Origin of the sequence: Legionella quinlivanii (genome assembly GCF_003265995.1) — a bacterium.
Classification (GTDB): Bacteria; Pseudomonadota; Gammaproteobacteria; order Legionellales; family Legionellaceae; genus Legionella_C; species Legionella_C quinlivanii_A.
The window spans coordinates 131990-148543 of record NZ_MVJN01000008.1 but is presented as its reverse complement, the minus strand read 5'-3'; the positions used below and the strand labels follow the sequence as shown (position 1 = coordinate 148543).

The following is a 16554-nucleotide window of genomic DNA, read 5'->3' as shown; positions in this document are numbered from 1 at the left end:
AATTAGATGTTCGTTGCAATTGTATATGGAATATGGGTAATCATTTATGAGTGTCAATCTAATCTTGTGCATTTGTTCATTTTTGACTTTTGTTTTACTTCCTGTTCATGTTTCGGCTGTAGCAAATCCTATAAATTTGAATAAAAACAAAGTAATTGAGAGTGTTAAGAAAGCAGAAAACCATGTTGCACATCATGGTAAAGAAAATGCAATTTTAGAGTTTCGGAAAAAGTCCAGTCGTATTTTTGCAATTAATTTTGATGGCATAGTTCTGGCCTCTCCAATACACCCGGAGACTGTTGGAACAAATCAAATCAATTTTAAGGACCAAACTGGAGTTTTTGCAGTTAGGGAGGAAATTGAAAAAGCTAAGATTGGTGGAGGTTGGCTAAAAGGACGTTATAGAAAAAATCACATTACTGGTAGGTATGGCTGTAGAAAACTTTATATTTATCCGATGCCTGGTAACTACTTTATCGGCTCTTGGTATTACTATCCCGCAACAAGAAAAGGAGAATGTAAGTTTTGAAGAAAAAAAGAAAAAAAGTTGTTAATCCTTGCTGCAGCTGCTACACCACTTTTCCTTATATAATATATTATCGGCACGAGACTCCCATTTATGACCATTTTTACACACCATTTTAATTTTGGATTTACCGTTCAAATACTCTGTTGTTAAGCATATACCACCATGTCTGCTAGCGAATTCGTGGAAATAGTCTATTGAATATTTTCGAGAATTTCTTTGCGCACAGATGGGGCATCTCGACTTATTTTTCGTTCGATTATAAATCGTAGCCTGCCAAGTGTGGTTTTCTTTGCATCTCCACCATACTTTCTTGCCTACATGCGGAGTGAAGTCAGATGGATTTAATCCTTTATTCAATTCGCTATCCCACTCGGCCAACAGTTCAGGGTAAAAAACAGCTAAGTTATTTGTCTCTGAAGCATACCGGCCATAACAAAATGGACAACCCGTACCACCTGTTCTACTGTGAGGTGCTGCTTGCCATTCATGTCCCTCTCTACATTTCCACCAAACTTTTATATTCATGTTTGGAGTTATTTCTTCGGGAATAGCTCCACCATTTTTTTCATAATGCCATTCGTTAACAAGTTGGGGATTTATTTTTGCAAAATTCCACTTACTGGTCGCCTTGTTAGGAATAACACGAGGACAATGAGGGCAACCAGTGTTTTGGCATGAGCGATTATTTAGTGAAGTTTCCCAAGTATGACCTTGCTCACATCTCCACCAGACATTTTTATTTGCCGCAGGGCGAAAATGTTCAGGAGATAATGGAGCATTCAAATCATAAGCCCATTCTTTAGCAATCTCTGGTTTTTTAGCCGCTAATGAAAGCTCATATGGTGGAGCTGGAAGCTGGGAAACTATTTCTCTATATAACTTGTTATTAATAAGTAAGCCATTATCAATATAATCCTGTAGCTTTTCGCGCTCTGAATCGGAGAAGTCAGCAAACTTAATGACTTGGTTAATGAGGCTAGAAATTATTGGAAAAGTATTGCCTGACCATTTAAAAGAAATGTCTCGAGCACTTAATAACGACAATCCCTCTTCTCTTAAGCGAAATAATAGAATACCTGTTTCTTCAAACAATTTTTGCTTGATGGAATCAATATTTGATCTTGGCTTATGCCAGTAAACACCGTCAATTTCTATCCCAAGCTTTTTATCAGGGAGAAATATGTCACATTCGTATTTTCCAATTTTTTCACGCCAAGAAACATTAGGAAATAATGCTTTTATTTCTGTGTAAACAGCAATTTCAATTCTTGATGTTTGCAGTGCGCACTTCGAGCAACCCGCACCATTATTTACTCTTGTTCCAACTGTTGCCTGCCAATCATGGCCATGCTTGCAAGTCCACCAGACTTTTATTCCCCCGCCAGCAATAACATCATGAGGAGTTAATGGCTGGTTCTTGGTAGGATGCCAATCTTGAGCAATATCAGAGCGAAGTTGAGCAAGGCTGTTGTCATCACATAGCTTTCGATTGGTACAGTAAGGACAGGAATTGTTATATTGATTTCTTGTTCGGTTTGTAATTGTAGCTTGCCAAGAATGCCCCTTTAGGCATTCCCACCATACTTTTTGCTTCGCTCTTGGAGTAAGGTTTTCCGGTTTAAGATTTTTGTTTTTAATTAAGTCAAACTCTTTCAATAACTCAGGGTATTCAGTAGCAAAATTTCTATCCCTTGTTGGTTTTTGGCTAGCACAGTAAGGACAGCCGCATCCACGATTCCGGCTATTTATGACAGCTTCCCATTCATGGTTATTTGGACATAACCACCAAACTTTTCTTCCTGAACCAGATGAAACATCTTGAGGGGTTAAAGGTAAATTTTTATGTGGGTGCCATTGTTGTGATAGTTTTGGATTTTCTGACTGTAAGGTGTCAATTCTTTTAACCAAACCAAGAGATTGTTCAATTGAACGTCCTTTATTTACCATTTCAATGACGTGTGTATAAGCTCGATTATAGTATTTTGCTGCATCTTTTAGAGTTTTAAATTCTCGCCCTTCCACTTGAACAGAAATACCCGCAGTTTTAGATGCAAAATCTGGAGGAGGATCAAGTCCTACAGCTTGCTCAGGAGTCCAACCTTTTGAAAGACGATAATCTACTGTATTTCGTGATTTACCAAAAGCTTTAGCAGCACTCTCAAGTGAGTCAAATTCTTTATCCTGAATAAATACTTTTTTCTTCATTGTCTGCTTAGACATTTTGCATCGAATAATATTTCAGATACTGCATAATAGCATTTTATTAAGCAAGCCATAAACATCATAGCAAGTCCCAATAACGGGTCATTTTTTAACTCTGAGGGATAGTAGTATCAAGATGATTGAAATGTTTTTAAAGAGGAACGACCATATTACTCTTTTGATTTTGTCAAACTGTAGTCAGATAGTTGGACAAAAATATTCAAGAAGGAGGGCTCAGCTATTCATAACGTAGGACTGGAATATATAAGAGCGCAAACTAAAATTTTAATAGGTTAGAAAATTAATTGGATAACTTAGATGAAATACAAGGATGACTTTGAATCATTAAAGAAAACTGTAGAGCTGGCGGGTTGTGATGGCGAGTGGAAGGACAGTTCTAATGGTGTAAAGCAATTTAAGGCTAATAATGGTGCAGTTCTTAACTGGTGGAGTACCAAGGGTACACTAACTTTCCAAGGTACCTCTCCGGGTAAAGAAGACCTTGAAAAAAAAATGCATTCAATTCTGTTACAAGATAATTCGCTTCTAAACAAACAAGAAAAGCATGTTTGCAACAAAGTTTTTGTTGTCTACGGGCATGATGAACATGCAAGAGATCAGTTAGATGCTATGTTAAGACGCTGGGGGCTAGAGCCACTGATTCTTGATCAATTGCCCTCAAAAGGGCAAACAATCATTGAAAAGCTGGAAGAGTATACGGAGGGAATTGGGTTTGGAGTGGTTTTAGCAACTCCTGATGATGAAGGGCATCAAAAGGGGAGAGTAGATGAAAAAACATTTCGTACGCGGCAAAATGTTGTTTTAGAGTTAGGTATTTTATTAACAAAATTAGGTCGACACAAAGTAGCTATTTTGTTGAAAGATCCAGAAACGATGGAAAGACCATCGGATATTCAAGGTTTAATCTATATTGCATTTAAGGATAATCTTCAAAAAGAGGCGGGACCTATGTTAGCCAAAGAAATGGTAAGCCAAGGTTTTGAAATTGATGTTATGAAGTTGTGATTTCAAGATATTTTCTGTGAGGTTAAAAATGTCTGAGCGCAAGATATTCATAGGAATAGAAGAGGTGCCGATATGGGATCCAACGAAAACAGAGGAGCAAATGGTAATTCTGAAGGATTCTTTCGGAAACTTAATAAATGCTTTACGTTTAGGTTCTTGGGAAGATTATTTCCATTTTATTAATGCATATTTCAAAAAAAACACAATGGATTTTATTTTCCGAGAATATAAAAATTCAGAGTGGCGCTTAGAATCTTCACTGTCAAGAATGAATGTTGATTCGCTTTTAAGGCAAGAAGTAGTGGATATTCAGTTATCTAATTTTACACAAATGATGAAGTGTGGCATTGATAACAAAATACAATTATGGGCTATTGGGCAACATTATGGTTTATGGACACCTTTTCTGGATTGGTCACACTCTCCTGAGATAGCGCTTTACTGTAGTGGTCTAATATGCCCGGACACTTTTATAGGTTAAAATATAACCAATAGGAGTGAAAGCAATGAATCAAAGAAAGAGACCATATTTCAGTTTGGAATTTAAGCAAGACGCTGTTCAATTGGTGTTATCAAAAGGCTATAGCATTCCAGAAGCAGCTACAAGTTTAGGAGTTTCAATTAGTGCTCTAAGGAAATGGGTTAGTATGGAAAAAGGGGCTGAAAAGAAAGGGGCTAGTCCCTCAGGCTCTCAGCTGAACTTAAACGAGCGCGAAGAGTTGTTACGCCTCAGAAAAGAAAATAACAAGCTTAGGATGGAGAGAGAAATCTTAAAAAAGGCCGCCGCTTTCTTTGCTCAGGAACAGAAATAAAATATGAATTTATCAAAGAGCAAGAGAAAGCCTACTCGATTAAACTGTTATGCAAAATGATGCAGGTTAGCCGAAGTGCTTATTATCGCTGGTCTTCTAAGGGCCACCATCCCAAACCACAAGACGCAATGCTTGAGGCTAGATTGAAAGCATTATTTGAGGACAGTAAAAATACATATGGTTCCAGGCGGCTGGCCAAGGAATTAACGGCTCAGGGATTTCCAGTGGGACGTTATAAAGTCCGTCGGATTATGGAGAAGCTACAGTTAACTGTATGTTATCCAAAGCGTTTCAAACTTACAACTGATAGTCGGCATGGATTTGAACTGTCTCCTAACCTCTTGAATCGCCAATTTAAGATGGCTGCTCCGAATCAGGCTTGGACCACGGATATTAGCTATGTATGGACTTTGGAGGGCTGGGTGTATATTGCAGTCGTCATGGACCTGTATTCACGCCAGATCATTGGTTGGGCAGTCGATGATCATATGCGCACAGCTTTGTGCTCTAGCTCTGCGGATGGCGTTTGGGCGGAAAAAACCATCTCCGGGATTACTGCATCACTCAGACCGGGGTAGCCAGTACGCCAGCTATGAATACCGGGAGCTATTGAAATTAATGAGGATGAAGCAAAGTATGAGTCGTAAAGGCAATTGTTGGGATAACTCGCCTACAGAACGGTTTTTTCGTAGCATCAAACATGAATGCTTGAATTATCAGCGCTTCACTACCAAAGCCTGCGCCAAGCTTGCTATTATTGACTATCTTGCCTTTTATAATGGTAGACGGCTTCATTCAACTTTAGGTTATAAAACACCATTGGCGTTTGAACAGGAATTTTATCAAACTGCTCAATCAGGAGCGCTGGATTGCGCGGGATTGAGTAGTCGACAAACCGCAGAGGCGGTGCGTCAGCAGGGATGAGTTTTGTTAAGTAAATTGTTTAAATAAGTGTCCGAATTTACTTGACCATTACACAACAAAGTTTTGAGTAATAAGTTTCAATTCGAATAAAATTAGAGGTAAAACGATAAAGAACATACTTTGGTGACAAAATGTCACTGGCTCTTCTTTAAGGATGACTTTTATTCTTTATGCCAATTATAAGATATACTTAACCAGCTTCCAACCGGCTGATATTTATGATTACCTTGCGTATTTGCCTGACATAAAAAACACACATCTAATGTTGTTAAAAGCTATTTAGCAAAAAACCCCTTCGATTGCGTAAATAATTTCTTCGATGGATATTTGGCGAAAAAGATTTGTTGGACTATTTGTAGCTCGACAGACACTTGCTACTCTTGTTCTCTAACTATTTCATACCTTTCAAGAGACCTGGTTGTCGCAAGGCGCCAATCAGGCTACGGTGCTGATTATGCCAGGTTTTCTTAAATATAAATGACTGTATGAAAAAATAAATTGGAAATCAGTAAGGTTGAGCCAGACGCATTGGCAAATCAATCTGTATTTAGTAATGGTTTAACAATCACAATGGATGATGGCAGAATGGTGGAAATTCTAATTTGTGAGTCCGATTAATGACAATTAGTCACCATTGTGAAATTAAGAAAGCAATGCCTGAGGACGCCCAGGCCATTATTGAATTTTTAAACGCTGTTGGAGGGGAAACGGATTTCCTTACCTTTGGTCTGAATGAGTTTCCACTTTCTGTAGAAGATGAAAGCAAAATTATTGATGAATGTATCGGCGAGGAAAGGAATTTAATGTTAGTAGGAAAGGTGAATGATCAGATCATATCGCAACTTTTCCTGGAAACCTCTGCTCAATCCAGATTGAAGCACATTGGTTATATTGGTTTAACTGTGCTTCGTAATTATTGGGGGCAGAAAGTGGGCTCACAAATGCTTGCACAGGCAATTGAATGGGCAAAACAGAAGCAATTAGCCAAACTCCAGCTCCAGGTTCGTACAGATAATCATCAGGCAATTCAGTTATATAAAAAATTCGGTTTTGTTTGTGAGGGAACAGTAGTTAAAGCCTTGAGGATTGGGGAGCATTATTTCGATGATTTTTTAATGGGGTTGATTATCTGAGTTCCTCGGCCCGAAGATTAAGCGGGCCCTCTTGCCACATATTTTGTCATGAGTTCCTATGTCTGTAACCATATGCAGATTATTCAGCCATAATGCTCTCCTGCATCAACACGATTCAATCTGATTTTGAGCGAAATGATCTCCAGTATTTTTGTATTCTCCAGGCGCATTGGATAGCAAGCGTTTTATAAGTCGATTCAAAATAAAGCTTATAAAAAGAGCGGCTATCAATAAGCAGGTGATAGTACTAAAGCCAGATGCATAATAGGCTTTTAATACCGGCAAAGACAATTCCTGATGTGGAACCGCCGCTAATTCGGCTAACTTTCCTGCCAGAAAACCACCGACTCCCAGGGAGACGAAAAAAATACCTGTCATGGTGCTTACTTTTTTACGGGGTGCGAGCACTGTAACGATAGAAAGTCCGATCGGATATAACAATAATTCAGCTAGTGAGATCATCAGATAAATAGGAATAAACAGCAGGGGTGATAACAGCTGGTCGTTTTCACTGGTTCTGCAGATAAAGGTTAACGATAAAAAGGCTGCGGTCATAAAACACATGGATAGCAAAAATTTATTGGCTGATTGAATTCCTGCATGTTGGGTGACGGTATTATATTTTCGTCGAGATAAATACAAACCAAACACAATCGCGCCAAAACTTTGAATGCTCACATAGTAAGGCGGGGGAAAGTGTAATCCGAATAAGTCTTGTTTTACCACTCGTGCAATAAACAAAGTGAATGACAAAAACATTTGAAAGTAAAAAGCCCAAAAAATAATAGAAATAATACATAACAAGCTGATGACTATTGTTTTTCGTGCATCATAAGAGGATTGCACTTTTATGGTGTATGCAAAATAACCTGCCGAGAGCAGTACTATACCTGTAAATGCAAAATTGGCTAAGGTGGTATAGGTCAGAATAAAAAAGGACGCCAACCATAAAATCACCACTATCAGAGCTGCTAATAGAATACTTTTAAATGAATATTCGTAGACGGCATAATCTTTTATCTGATATTTAATAATGCCCAAAACAAAGACTAGTAATCCCAATAGCATGCCAATAGCTGCGCTAATAAATGACACAGGCCATCCAAAATAGAAGGTCAATTGGTTTGGAAAAGTACAGCCAAAAATGATTCCTAAGGTGATGCCCATATAAAAAATGGTAAACCCATTTTCTCTCTGATTAGAATCATCTGGATACTCATTGCCGAGCAATGAGGAGATATTAGGCTTAAATAACCCTGTGCCAACAGAGATTCCTGCCAGAGAACAGAGTAAAGCAAAATTGGAGTCGATAAATCCCAGCAGTAAATAGCAACAGAATAAAATAATCCCTCCAGTAATGATCGTTCTTTTCTGGCCGAGTAGTTTATCGGCAACCCAGCCGCCTAAAACTGGGGAAACATAAGTCAGGGCTGTGAAGGAACCTACAAGAGCATAAATATCTTTATCATTCCAATTAAAGTGTTTTGCAAGATAAAGTGCCAGCAATGTTTGTATCACGTAGAAGCCGTAGCGTTCCCACATCTCTGTTGCGAAGAAAACGCGCAATGATTTTGGATGGTTCCTGTTCCTGGTAGAGTCATCGCCGGCACCTCCAGCGATAGAATCATAAATGGATTGAGTTAATGTATGTCGAGTCTTCTTTGTATTTATGATTTCCATAAAAATTCCATATAAAATACATCCAATTGGCATCTTGCGAGCAAGACTGATGCCTCTATATTTTGTCAGTGTGTTAAAATTAAAGGCGGGAATAAGCTTTTTAGAACTATAAAAGACAACGAGGAGAAAGACAAGAAAAACCTGGGAGCGTAAACTGAGCCTGCTGCTTACAGGCCTAGGGCCTTGAATTTAAACCATGCGCACTTCGCTGCTCACTTTCGCTCGGCATTGAACTTTGTCCAGATGCCTGCCTTGGTGCAAAACCTGCGTAATAATCCGGCCGTTCTGAATACAGGGTTCTAAGATGCAATTTTCTGATTTCATCAGCTCGCGGTTCTGGCATGTACCATCTCCCTTTCAAGTCACAATAGAAATTCTCAATAAGCCAGGCACCACAGCTTGAGCCATCGGGTTGTTGCATGCAGTTCGGTGGAATAGTTAATTCGTCTTCCTTTCCTAGGAAATTATTTTCTCGCAGTTGCCTGCATATCTCTTCGTATCTCGCATCCTCGCGGTAGTCATAATTCTCACCGCGATTACTGTCGAAATAACTGACTTTAACAATGGCTTTATTCTGTATATCAATACGTAAGCCCACCCAATGCTGATGGTCTTGAATGGGAATGAGCAGGGTTTCTGAATCTCCCAGTGGCTCATGTTCCAAATAATCAAGCAAAACATTCGCGATGTTATTGCCTGACATATTTAATTGTGCGCAGGCAAGGACAGAAACTCTGGGTAAAGAAGGTTGCCGAATCAATAACTGTTTTATGCGCGCAGCCAGAATAGCTTGTATATCTTCTGTCTCATAGAAATAGTTGCAATTGATTCTGACTCTTGCAAACCCTGTTGCTCCTTCTGGTCTTGCAGGTTTTTCCCGAACTGGCTCTTGTGGGGGTGGGGAGTCAATTCGTCTTAAAGTGCGTGGGCGTTTTTGAAAAAAAGAAACCTGAGTGACCACTGGTGCCGTTTCTGGAGCCGGTCTGGGCAATTTATCCAGCTCAATCTGGACTTTGGCCAATGCGGCTTCTATCAGAGGACGAACACGGGTATGTTTGAAATGATTTTTAAGGGCTCGTTTTAAAAATATTTTTTGTAAAACTAATAATTGATAAGCCTCATCCAGATTTTTATCGCGTCGCGCTGCTAACTCGTCATTAAGGCTTAAAACAGCCTTATGATCCCTGTAGTATTGAAACTCAAAGGTAACTATTTTTACAAATCGAGCCAATTCATTGAGTGAGTTGAAATTTTGAATAATCAAGGGAATGCAGGCGGTGCTTTTTACCAGCTCAAAGCGTTTTTTGATAGAGCAGGCATCAAATAAGGCTAATAAATAATCCGCATTGTTAATGCGGTTTATGAGAGGGTTCAGAACCTCTTCTTCAAGGGAAAAAAACGCAAATACAAGATCTTCGGAATTAGTAAAGGGGATAGGTTCATGTCTTGAGCTGTCATTGCTTTCCCCTTGTGTCAGGCGTACTCTTCTGAATTTTCGTACATATACCTTATCCTGAATTCCAAGTAAGGCGCATAATTCCGCTTTTTTGTTATTAGAGATAGCGGTGTAAAGATCAATACCTGGTCTATCAGGGATATTGATTTTCTCCGCTGTTTTTTTAGAAGTTGAATTCAATTTTCTTCCTGTCTTCGGCAGGAGGGTATCTCCTTCCCCTCCCGTCGTTTCATTATCAACTTCCGAATGAAAATCATTGCTCGGTGTCTCCCAGTGGATTTCGCTTCTTTCAAGCTCACTCGCTTCTATTGCTGTATTAGCTGGCCTTATTTCTACGGAGGATCTTGTCTCTTGTCTGGAAAATGGCACGCCTGGAGCTTTGGAACGAACCGTTTGACTCGAAGGGATTTTTAACTGCTTTTTCATTATGTTCAGTAAATAAGGCAGGTTTTTTAAATTGTCAGCCAGTGCTTCTACAAGATCCTGATGCTCCTCGTCTAAACCTGGATAAGGAGGTATGCAATCAAGAGCCTTCAGGAAGCAGAAGAGATAGTTTCTATCCTTGTGAGCCAGTAATTTTACAGAATCAAGAAACTCCAAAGCATCTTCTATCTCCAGGTTATCCGTAAGGATCCCCTCGGCCAATGGAAGCAATAGCTCTTTACTGAAATCATGGCAGGTTTGAGAAATCTGTGCTAATTCAGAAAAAATAGAAATAGCTTCGCCGCGATCAACCTCATAATTAATATGCTGGCTTATCTTCTTTTTAATTAAAAGCGCGTTTAACCAGGCACCCTCCCATTGACTGATGCTTCCCTGGGTGAGAAGTTCATTCAGCATACTGAGTGCGACTCCCAATTGTTTGGGGGTATAATCCTTTAAGAGCCCATTAAGTATTTTTTTAAGAAAATTAAGTGGAATCTTTCCCTCAAAGCTGCCTTTTTTTAATATCTCTTGCAGATTCACCAAAATGGACACATAAGAATGAGCAGGGTTTTCATCAGGAATTGTATTTTTTTCGAGAAAAGGGGTGATGAATGCGATTAATGGGTCCAGGGGTAAACAGCCTGAAAGCATATTATCTCTGGACATTAACCCCAGAGCGACCATGCCTTGAGAAATCCTTTGCAGGGTTTTTTGCTTCAGGAAATAGGGGTAAATTTCATTAAGACTAATTCGCCCCTGAATTTTGCCATTATCGGATAATAATCCCAAGCCAAAAATGGCCAATCCCAGGCTGTCGTCATTGCCGGAGATTGTTTTAAGGCATTTCATTAAATCAGCAGCTGTAGCACGCCCCTGGATATAGCCTTGAAACGATAACATACCCAGATAATAAACATAATTTCCAATGTATCTGTCATATTGTGTATAAATCAGAAATTCCTTCAATGTATGAATAAGGTCTGACATTTTCAAACTATCAGTTAAGCATTCATAATCACCTAATGCTTTTATGTTAAAGAAAATAAAACTTCGACTTTTTTTTCCGAAATTATCTTTAGTGTCTGCGTTGTATCTATTGCTTCGGCTAAGAGTAAAATGTTTCAGACAATGAGTAATCAGGGGCGCGCTTATCTTTCCAGAAAGGGCTTCATTTTTTTTGAGATTCTTAAGTAATTCACAAAGGGCTGAGGTGACAATAGTATTATCCGAGCGATTCTCCACTAATGGGAAGATTTTTTGCAAGCTCTTCGCTTGCAACTGGCCGTTTATTTTTTTATGTTCGTTGAGCTGCGATATTCCCATAATACAGCCTTTTAACGCTAGATAGTCGGCATCTAGTCTGACTGCTTTGAGTATAACCTGTTCAATCAAATCAGCAGGAATATTCTGGTCAAGAACTTTGTGTAATGTCGAGCCCAGGCAAGACAATATAGTGGAAAATGAATAGGCCGAGGCCTCATCACGGAGCATCGCTTCCAGTATTTTGACAATAATGGCGGTAGGGAAGGCTCTTATTGGATAACCGCGGCTGACAAGCTCACGTAAATTGGAAATAAACTGTGACAAATTGGCAGAAACCGCAGTTTTTTCAAAGTGAAGCCTAAGAAGATCTGGAGTTGTTCCCAGGATTTTTTCAATATTTGCCAAGAGATCTGGAGCAGACCGGCTTTCTCTTGAAGATACTTTTCTTGCCAGTTCTGCAATAATATTAAATAGCTGCTCAATGGTGTATTGCTTCGTTGAAACAGACTCTTCATCCCTTTTTTGTCGTTTTTGTACGTTCGGTTCTATAGAGCTGTGGTGTCGTTTATTATTGGATGAATCTGAACCCGGCATTTCTAGATTCCTTGTATATTTATACTAATTTTAACAAAGTGTTCATTATTTGCCAGATGATGTCAATTAAATAAGTGCTTCTATGAAGCATCCACTCGGTGTTATTGCATAATGAGAAAGCGCAAAAAAATGTCTTTTCGAGCGCCAGGGAAGCATCTACTCCTTAATAAAACACTAATCTTACTGCTCTATAATAATCTTCAATGATTTAATTTAGTTTAAAAGCCTGTTGCAAGTAGTTTTTGGAGTTACCCGATGGATAAAAATGAAGTAAATACACTTATTGTTGGGGCAGGCCCCTCAGGATTATTGAATGCCATCGGATTGCTGCATAAAAATCCAGGAAAAAAAGTGCTTATTCTCGAAAAAAGAGAAACCTATAGCCGCAATCATGTCGTTCGCTTTAATCATAAAAAACTTGAAGAATACATAAAAGCAATTGGCGGTGAGAACATCCCTGAACTCATGAATTTATATCGTAGGATGAAGAAGAGTTCTGCAATAAGAATTCGGGAGCTTGAAGAAGCTTTAAGAGAAATTGCCAAAAAGGCCGGGGCTGAGATTGATTATACAGAAGTTACAGAGGAAACGGATATTTATAATGAGTATCCGAATCTTGAAGTTCTTCTCGGTTGCGATGGTACCCACAGTGTAATTTCAGACAAGATGTTTGGTAAAGAAAACCAGCAAAAACATGAATTTGATTATGTGTTGCAGGTCCGTTTTGAAGTATCCGGCCAAACACCTGACAAAGTCGATTTGCCTACATGGCCTGCTTATTTGCAAGCTTATGGATTGGCAGGAGAAGAAATTATCGGTAAGACAGTTGATGGAAAAACGCCGATCACCATGCAAATTATGATCCCTAAAGAAGATTTCGATGCATTAAAACCCTATGCTCTTTCAAAAGATCCCATCAGACCATTTCATGATGGAGAAACAAAATTAGAGCAGGTTCCTCCTGGAGTCATGAAAAAAGTGAAAGGTTATCTTGGTTTCAGGCTCGCTCATTATACCAAACATAATACCGGCGAAAGCATTGATATGTCGGATGTGCGCCTCAGTGTTAACGAAGCGCCAGCGACACGCGCCCAAAAAGTAGTGAAATTCGATCAACTCGAGGATGGCCGTGAAGTTTGCGTTATGCTGTCTGGTGACGCTGCCTTAGGATTATCCTATTTTAAAGGTGTAGATGCTGGTCTCGAAAACATGTCAAAATCCCTGACTGCATTGAACACCGAGTCCGCTTCAGAACGCAGAAAAAAGCTTGATGAATATCAGGCCTGGTTTGATGAAGATTTAGCGCCGCGTAAAATAAATGAGGTTGCTTTTTATAGTAAATATATTGCGCGTTCTACGGAATACGTCACCTCATTTTTTAATAGGCTGTTGGGGCGAGACTTTATCCTCAATACTGCACAAGCTGAGCGCTTTGCTGATTTATATCATGTTAGTCAACGAGATGGTGCCGATAAGGAGTCATTTACCTCACCTTATCTCCATCGACGCAATTATTTCTATCCCATATTAACAAGCACACCGGTCCCCCTTTCAGAGTATGGGAATGATATTAAGAGTCACTTTAAAAACTTTTTTGGTGCCTATAAATCCAATCAGTACCTATACAGGGATCTGCTGCAGCCATTTAATGCATTGAGACATATTCTGGTAGGGGCTGCAAAATTAATATTGTCTCCTTTGGCTTCAGTAATTTATGTTCCACTGAGTTTAGGGGGATTTCTTTTCACTGTTGCGGTTAATCTTTCAAAAATGTCAGAATTTAAAATGCACTGGCAGCAGGTTAAAAGCAGTTTGGTAAGTTCTTTCGGCAGAATGGTAGATGGTACCGCTGAAATAGGGCTTGGACTGATGCTGGGGGTAACAAGTCTTTTAATGCCCCTTAAAGTAGCTACTAACTTAGTATTAACAAAAAAATCTCCAACACGGACAATCGAAACCAATCCAGGAATGTCGCGTTTGTTAAATGAGGCAGAGAAGGCTGAAAACGATGAACTTTCCATTAATCAAATGCATGCTTTATTGATTGATGTACATCGAAAATTTGAAAAATCTGTGCAAAAGGGGCAGGCGACCAGAGTTTCGCCAGAGGCAGAGAGTAAAGCGTATGAAGCGTGTAAGCTCAAAAAAACAGAGACTTATAAGGAATACTTTCGTTTATTTCGTGAAAACTCAAAAAATCAATCGGCAAATGACGATTTATCCTCTGTGTTGGATGAAGCGGATTCTTTCGGAGGAGATGCCGACGATGATTCAAATAATCTCATTGAAATGAGATACCAATAGTACGTATTTTTAATAAAATTTTTGGGTATAATAGATTGAAAGTAAATTGCTAGAATATAAGAGGATTTAATAATAGATAAAAATTCTGTTCATTTTAAGGCTGTTATTGAATCCCACTTGATATTCAAAATAAAAGGAACAGCAAGACTACTATTCGATACCTGGACTGTGTATGCCAGGGAGCGGTATTCTGATTATTTATTCCAGGCTAAGGATGAAGTGCTGGTTCATGACTTAATAATTGCTTTTGCTAAAGGTTTGGAATTTGTCTCGCGGAATGAGAATAAAACTAAACGCAGTCAGCCAGAATGGTCTGTTGGAGTTCTTTTAGATACTGCTTCAGTCGCTTTGCACACTCACTGGTCTCAAGAGTACATTTATAAGCAAACTCATGAGTATAAAGACTTATGCTTCCTGACAACGCTTTCTCAATTTTTGAAAGTAGATGCAATATCCGTTGGGAAAATAGAGGCACTTTACAGGCATAAATTGAATAAGGAAATCAATATTAGCGAACAGAAGTTAGAGAAGAAAGAGAAAATTGTTGATTTAAATCAATTTAAAAAAAGTAAGAAGTCTGGCGATTTTTTTAAGAAAAATCTGATTGATTATTTGGATTCATTGTATTACGAAAAACATTTTCTGATATTTGGCGACATTCTTAAAAATAAATCCAGCCTAAATTTAGAAAATTTTTTTAATTATGATGAAATTAAAAGTCTTATTGACAGAGTTTCCTAGTTTTTGCTTTCAAGGAGCTTTCAGCCCTATAACTGCAAGCTGACTGCCTAGGAATCATTGGGTTGTATTGAGTTACTCATCATTGTATTAAAAAGGATTTTAATGATTAAGTTTTCAAGCCTCATGATTTTGATTTTTATGGCTTTACAGGTCTTTCCTGTCAAAGTTTGTTTTTCATTCCCATTAGAAATTAAAGGGCAAAAGCAAAGCGCTGTTTTGAATAAAGCAGCGCTGCAAACTTTAAAGCTGGAAACGCTGGAGATGGACTATAGCCGCGCCTATCCTAATAAAAAGATGAAGTATCAAACAATTAGGCTATGTGATTTATTAGATAAATATCAAATTAATCCTGACAACATTTTAGAGTTTGTCGCAAACGATCAATTTTCTGTTTTAATTCCAGCTCGTCTAATCTTAAATTGTCAAAAGAATGCTTCTATTGCTTATCTGGCTATTGAACCCGGTAAAAAATGGCCTCTTTTGTTTAATCATACGAATACCACAGCGGGCCCCTATGCGGTCATTTGGACAGATCCCGAACTTTCTTATATTTCAGATGAGTACTGGGCATGGAGTGTGGTCCAAATCATTGAGCATCAGCGTATTAATGAATCGATTGTTATTTCTGCTCCTGCTCGCATACCGCAAAAAATAAAAACAAGAGTTTTAAATGGATACAATATTTACGTTAGTCATTGCTCATCCTGCCATACGTTAAAACATATTGGGAAAGCGACAATAGGCCCAGATCTCATATATCCTAAGACCATCTTTGAGTATTATCCTGACATAAATCAACTGAAACAATTTATACGAAATCCGGATTCTGTGCGAAAGCTCCCGAATTCCCGCATGAGTGGTTCTAGTTATGTGGGTTTAAAAGATGACGATCTGGACGATTTAATTGATTATTTTAAGTTCATTGCGAAAGGCGATAATCCTGGCGTTTAGCATTAATTGAAGGGGAGTGCACACATCTCCCCTTGAAAACTTAAAGCGATGAAGGATCTTTGTCTTTAATCTTTAGCCAATTATTATCCGCTTTATTTATATAATCTTTAGTATTTTTACTCCAGATCCCCTGTACCCTTGTATTAAGATTCAAATAAAGCTTTCCGTCAACGATGGCCCAAGCCAGGGGATCGCTGGGTATTTTTTTGCCCACCGAAGTACCAAAAGCACACCAACCGCCATATTGAGGCAGGTATTTTTCAGGATTTTTACTAAACATTTTCTTATGCTCATCACTGGCAAACAAGTAGTTCAATCCATCATAGAAGACCACATGATCGCCATTACCTTTGACAGGCTTTTTATCCGTAAAATACCCTACTACATCATAGCCTTGCACTGCCACGCCAAAATCAGCGGCTTCAGAAAAGGCGGCAGATTGCACTACAAAAAAAGATAGCAAAACACCCAGCAATCGGGTTTTGAAAAGTCGCATAATAAACTCCTGTCATT

General features: G+C 38.8%; 13 protein-coding genes and 1 pseudogene. 10 read left to right on the top strand and 4 right to left on the bottom strand.

Annotation, left to right across the window (positions count from 1 at the left end):
- Nucleotides 1–46: 46 nt before the first annotated feature.
- Nucleotides 47–529 carry a cache domain-containing protein gene (locus B1207_RS11595; RefSeq protein ID WP_112220125.1) on the top strand — a complete coding sequence of 161 codons (483 nt, stop codon included), beginning with the start codon at nt 47–49 and terminating at the stop codon, nt 527–529.
- 21 nt (nt 530–550) lie between these two features.
- Here B1207_RS11595 and B1207_RS11590 read toward each other — a convergent pair whose 3' ends face one another.
- Nucleotides 551–2749 carry a zinc-ribbon domain-containing protein gene (locus B1207_RS11590; protein ID WP_112220124.1) on the bottom strand — a complete coding sequence of 733 codons (2199 nt, stop codon included), beginning with the start codon at nt 2747–2749 and terminating at the stop codon, nt 551–553.
- Nucleotides 2750–3049: 300 nt separating this feature from the next.
- On the opposite strand from B1207_RS11590, the gene B1207_RS11585 reads away from it, so the two are divergent.
- The 6 genes and pseudogenes from B1207_RS11585 to B1207_RS11560 all read left to right on the top strand — a co-directional run bounded on the left by B1207_RS11585 (nt 3050) and on the right by B1207_RS11560 (nt 6626).
- On the top strand, nt 3050–3757 hold the full coding sequence (locus B1207_RS11585; RefSeq protein WP_112220123.1) for a TIR domain-containing protein: 708 nt from the start codon (nt 3050–3052) through the stop codon (nt 3755–3757).
- 28 nt (nt 3758–3785) lie between these two features.
- Nucleotides 3786–4238, top strand: coding sequence for an FRG domain-containing protein (locus B1207_RS11580; RefSeq protein WP_112220122.1), 453 nt, complete (start codon nt 3786–3788; stop codon nt 4236–4238).
- A 25-nt stretch (nt 4239–4263) separates the two neighbouring features.
- Nucleotides 4264–4569: a transposase gene (locus B1207_RS11575; RefSeq protein WP_112220121.1), complete on the top strand. Its 306-nt coding sequence runs from the start codon at nt 4264–4266 to the stop codon at nt 4567–4569.
- Nucleotides 4566–5166: pseudogene (locus B1207_RS11570) on the top strand (IS3 family transposase); the annotation flags it as partial. The gene B1207_RS11575 and the pseudogene B1207_RS11570, both read left to right, overlap by 4 nt.
- 21 nt (nt 5167–5187) lie before the next feature.
- Nucleotides 5188–5493 (top strand): transposase, encoded by a 306-nt coding sequence (locus B1207_RS11565; protein ID WP_367379939.1) that lies wholly within the window; start codon nt 5188–5190, stop codon nt 5491–5493.
- Nucleotides 5494–6110: 617 nt separating this feature from the next.
- Nucleotides 6111–6626, top strand: coding sequence for a GNAT family N-acetyltransferase (locus tag B1207_RS11560; protein ID WP_112220118.1), 516 nt, complete (start codon nt 6111–6113; stop codon nt 6624–6626).
- Nucleotides 6627–6731: 105 nt separating this feature from the next.
- Here the strand turns inward: B1207_RS11560 and B1207_RS11555 are convergent, their stop codons facing one another.
- Nucleotides 6732–8306, bottom strand: coding sequence for a peptide MFS transporter (locus B1207_RS11555; protein ID WP_112220117.1), 1575 nt, complete (start codon nt 8304–8306; stop codon nt 6732–6734).
- 175 nt (nt 8307–8481) lie between these two features.
- Nucleotides 8482–12045 (bottom strand): Ulp1 family isopeptidase, encoded by a 3564-nt coding sequence (locus B1207_RS11550; RefSeq protein ID WP_112220116.1) that lies wholly within the window; start codon nt 12043–12045, stop codon nt 8482–8484.
- 255 nt (nt 12046–12300) lie between these two features.
- Between B1207_RS11550 and B1207_RS11545 the strand changes: the two genes are divergently transcribed.
- The 3 genes from B1207_RS11545 to B1207_RS11535 all read left to right on the top strand — a co-directional run bounded on the left by B1207_RS11545 (nt 12301) and on the right by B1207_RS11535 (nt 16041).
- Nucleotides 12301–14349 (top strand): hypothetical protein, encoded by a 2049-nt coding sequence (locus B1207_RS11545; protein ID WP_112220115.1) that lies wholly within the window; start codon nt 12301–12303, stop codon nt 14347–14349.
- A 219-nt stretch (nt 14350–14568) separates the two neighbouring features.
- Nucleotides 14569–15090 carry a hypothetical protein gene (locus B1207_RS11540; RefSeq protein WP_146740067.1) on the top strand — a complete coding sequence of 174 codons (522 nt, stop codon included), beginning with the start codon at nt 14569–14571 and terminating at the stop codon, nt 15088–15090.
- A 102-nt stretch (nt 15091–15192) separates the two neighbouring features.
- On the top strand, nt 15193–16041 hold the full coding sequence (locus B1207_RS11535) for a c-type cytochrome (RefSeq protein WP_112220113.1): 849 nt from the start codon (nt 15193–15195) through the stop codon (nt 16039–16041).
- A gap of 40 nt (nt 16042–16081) precedes the next feature.
- On the opposite strand, the gene B1207_RS11530 is transcribed toward B1207_RS11535, so the two are convergent.
- A complete protein-coding gene (locus B1207_RS11530; RefSeq protein ID WP_112220112.1) occupies nt 16082–16537 on the bottom strand; it encodes a YHS domain-containing (seleno)protein in 456 nt (151 codons plus the stop codon).
- Nucleotides 16538–16554: the final 17 nt, after the last annotated feature.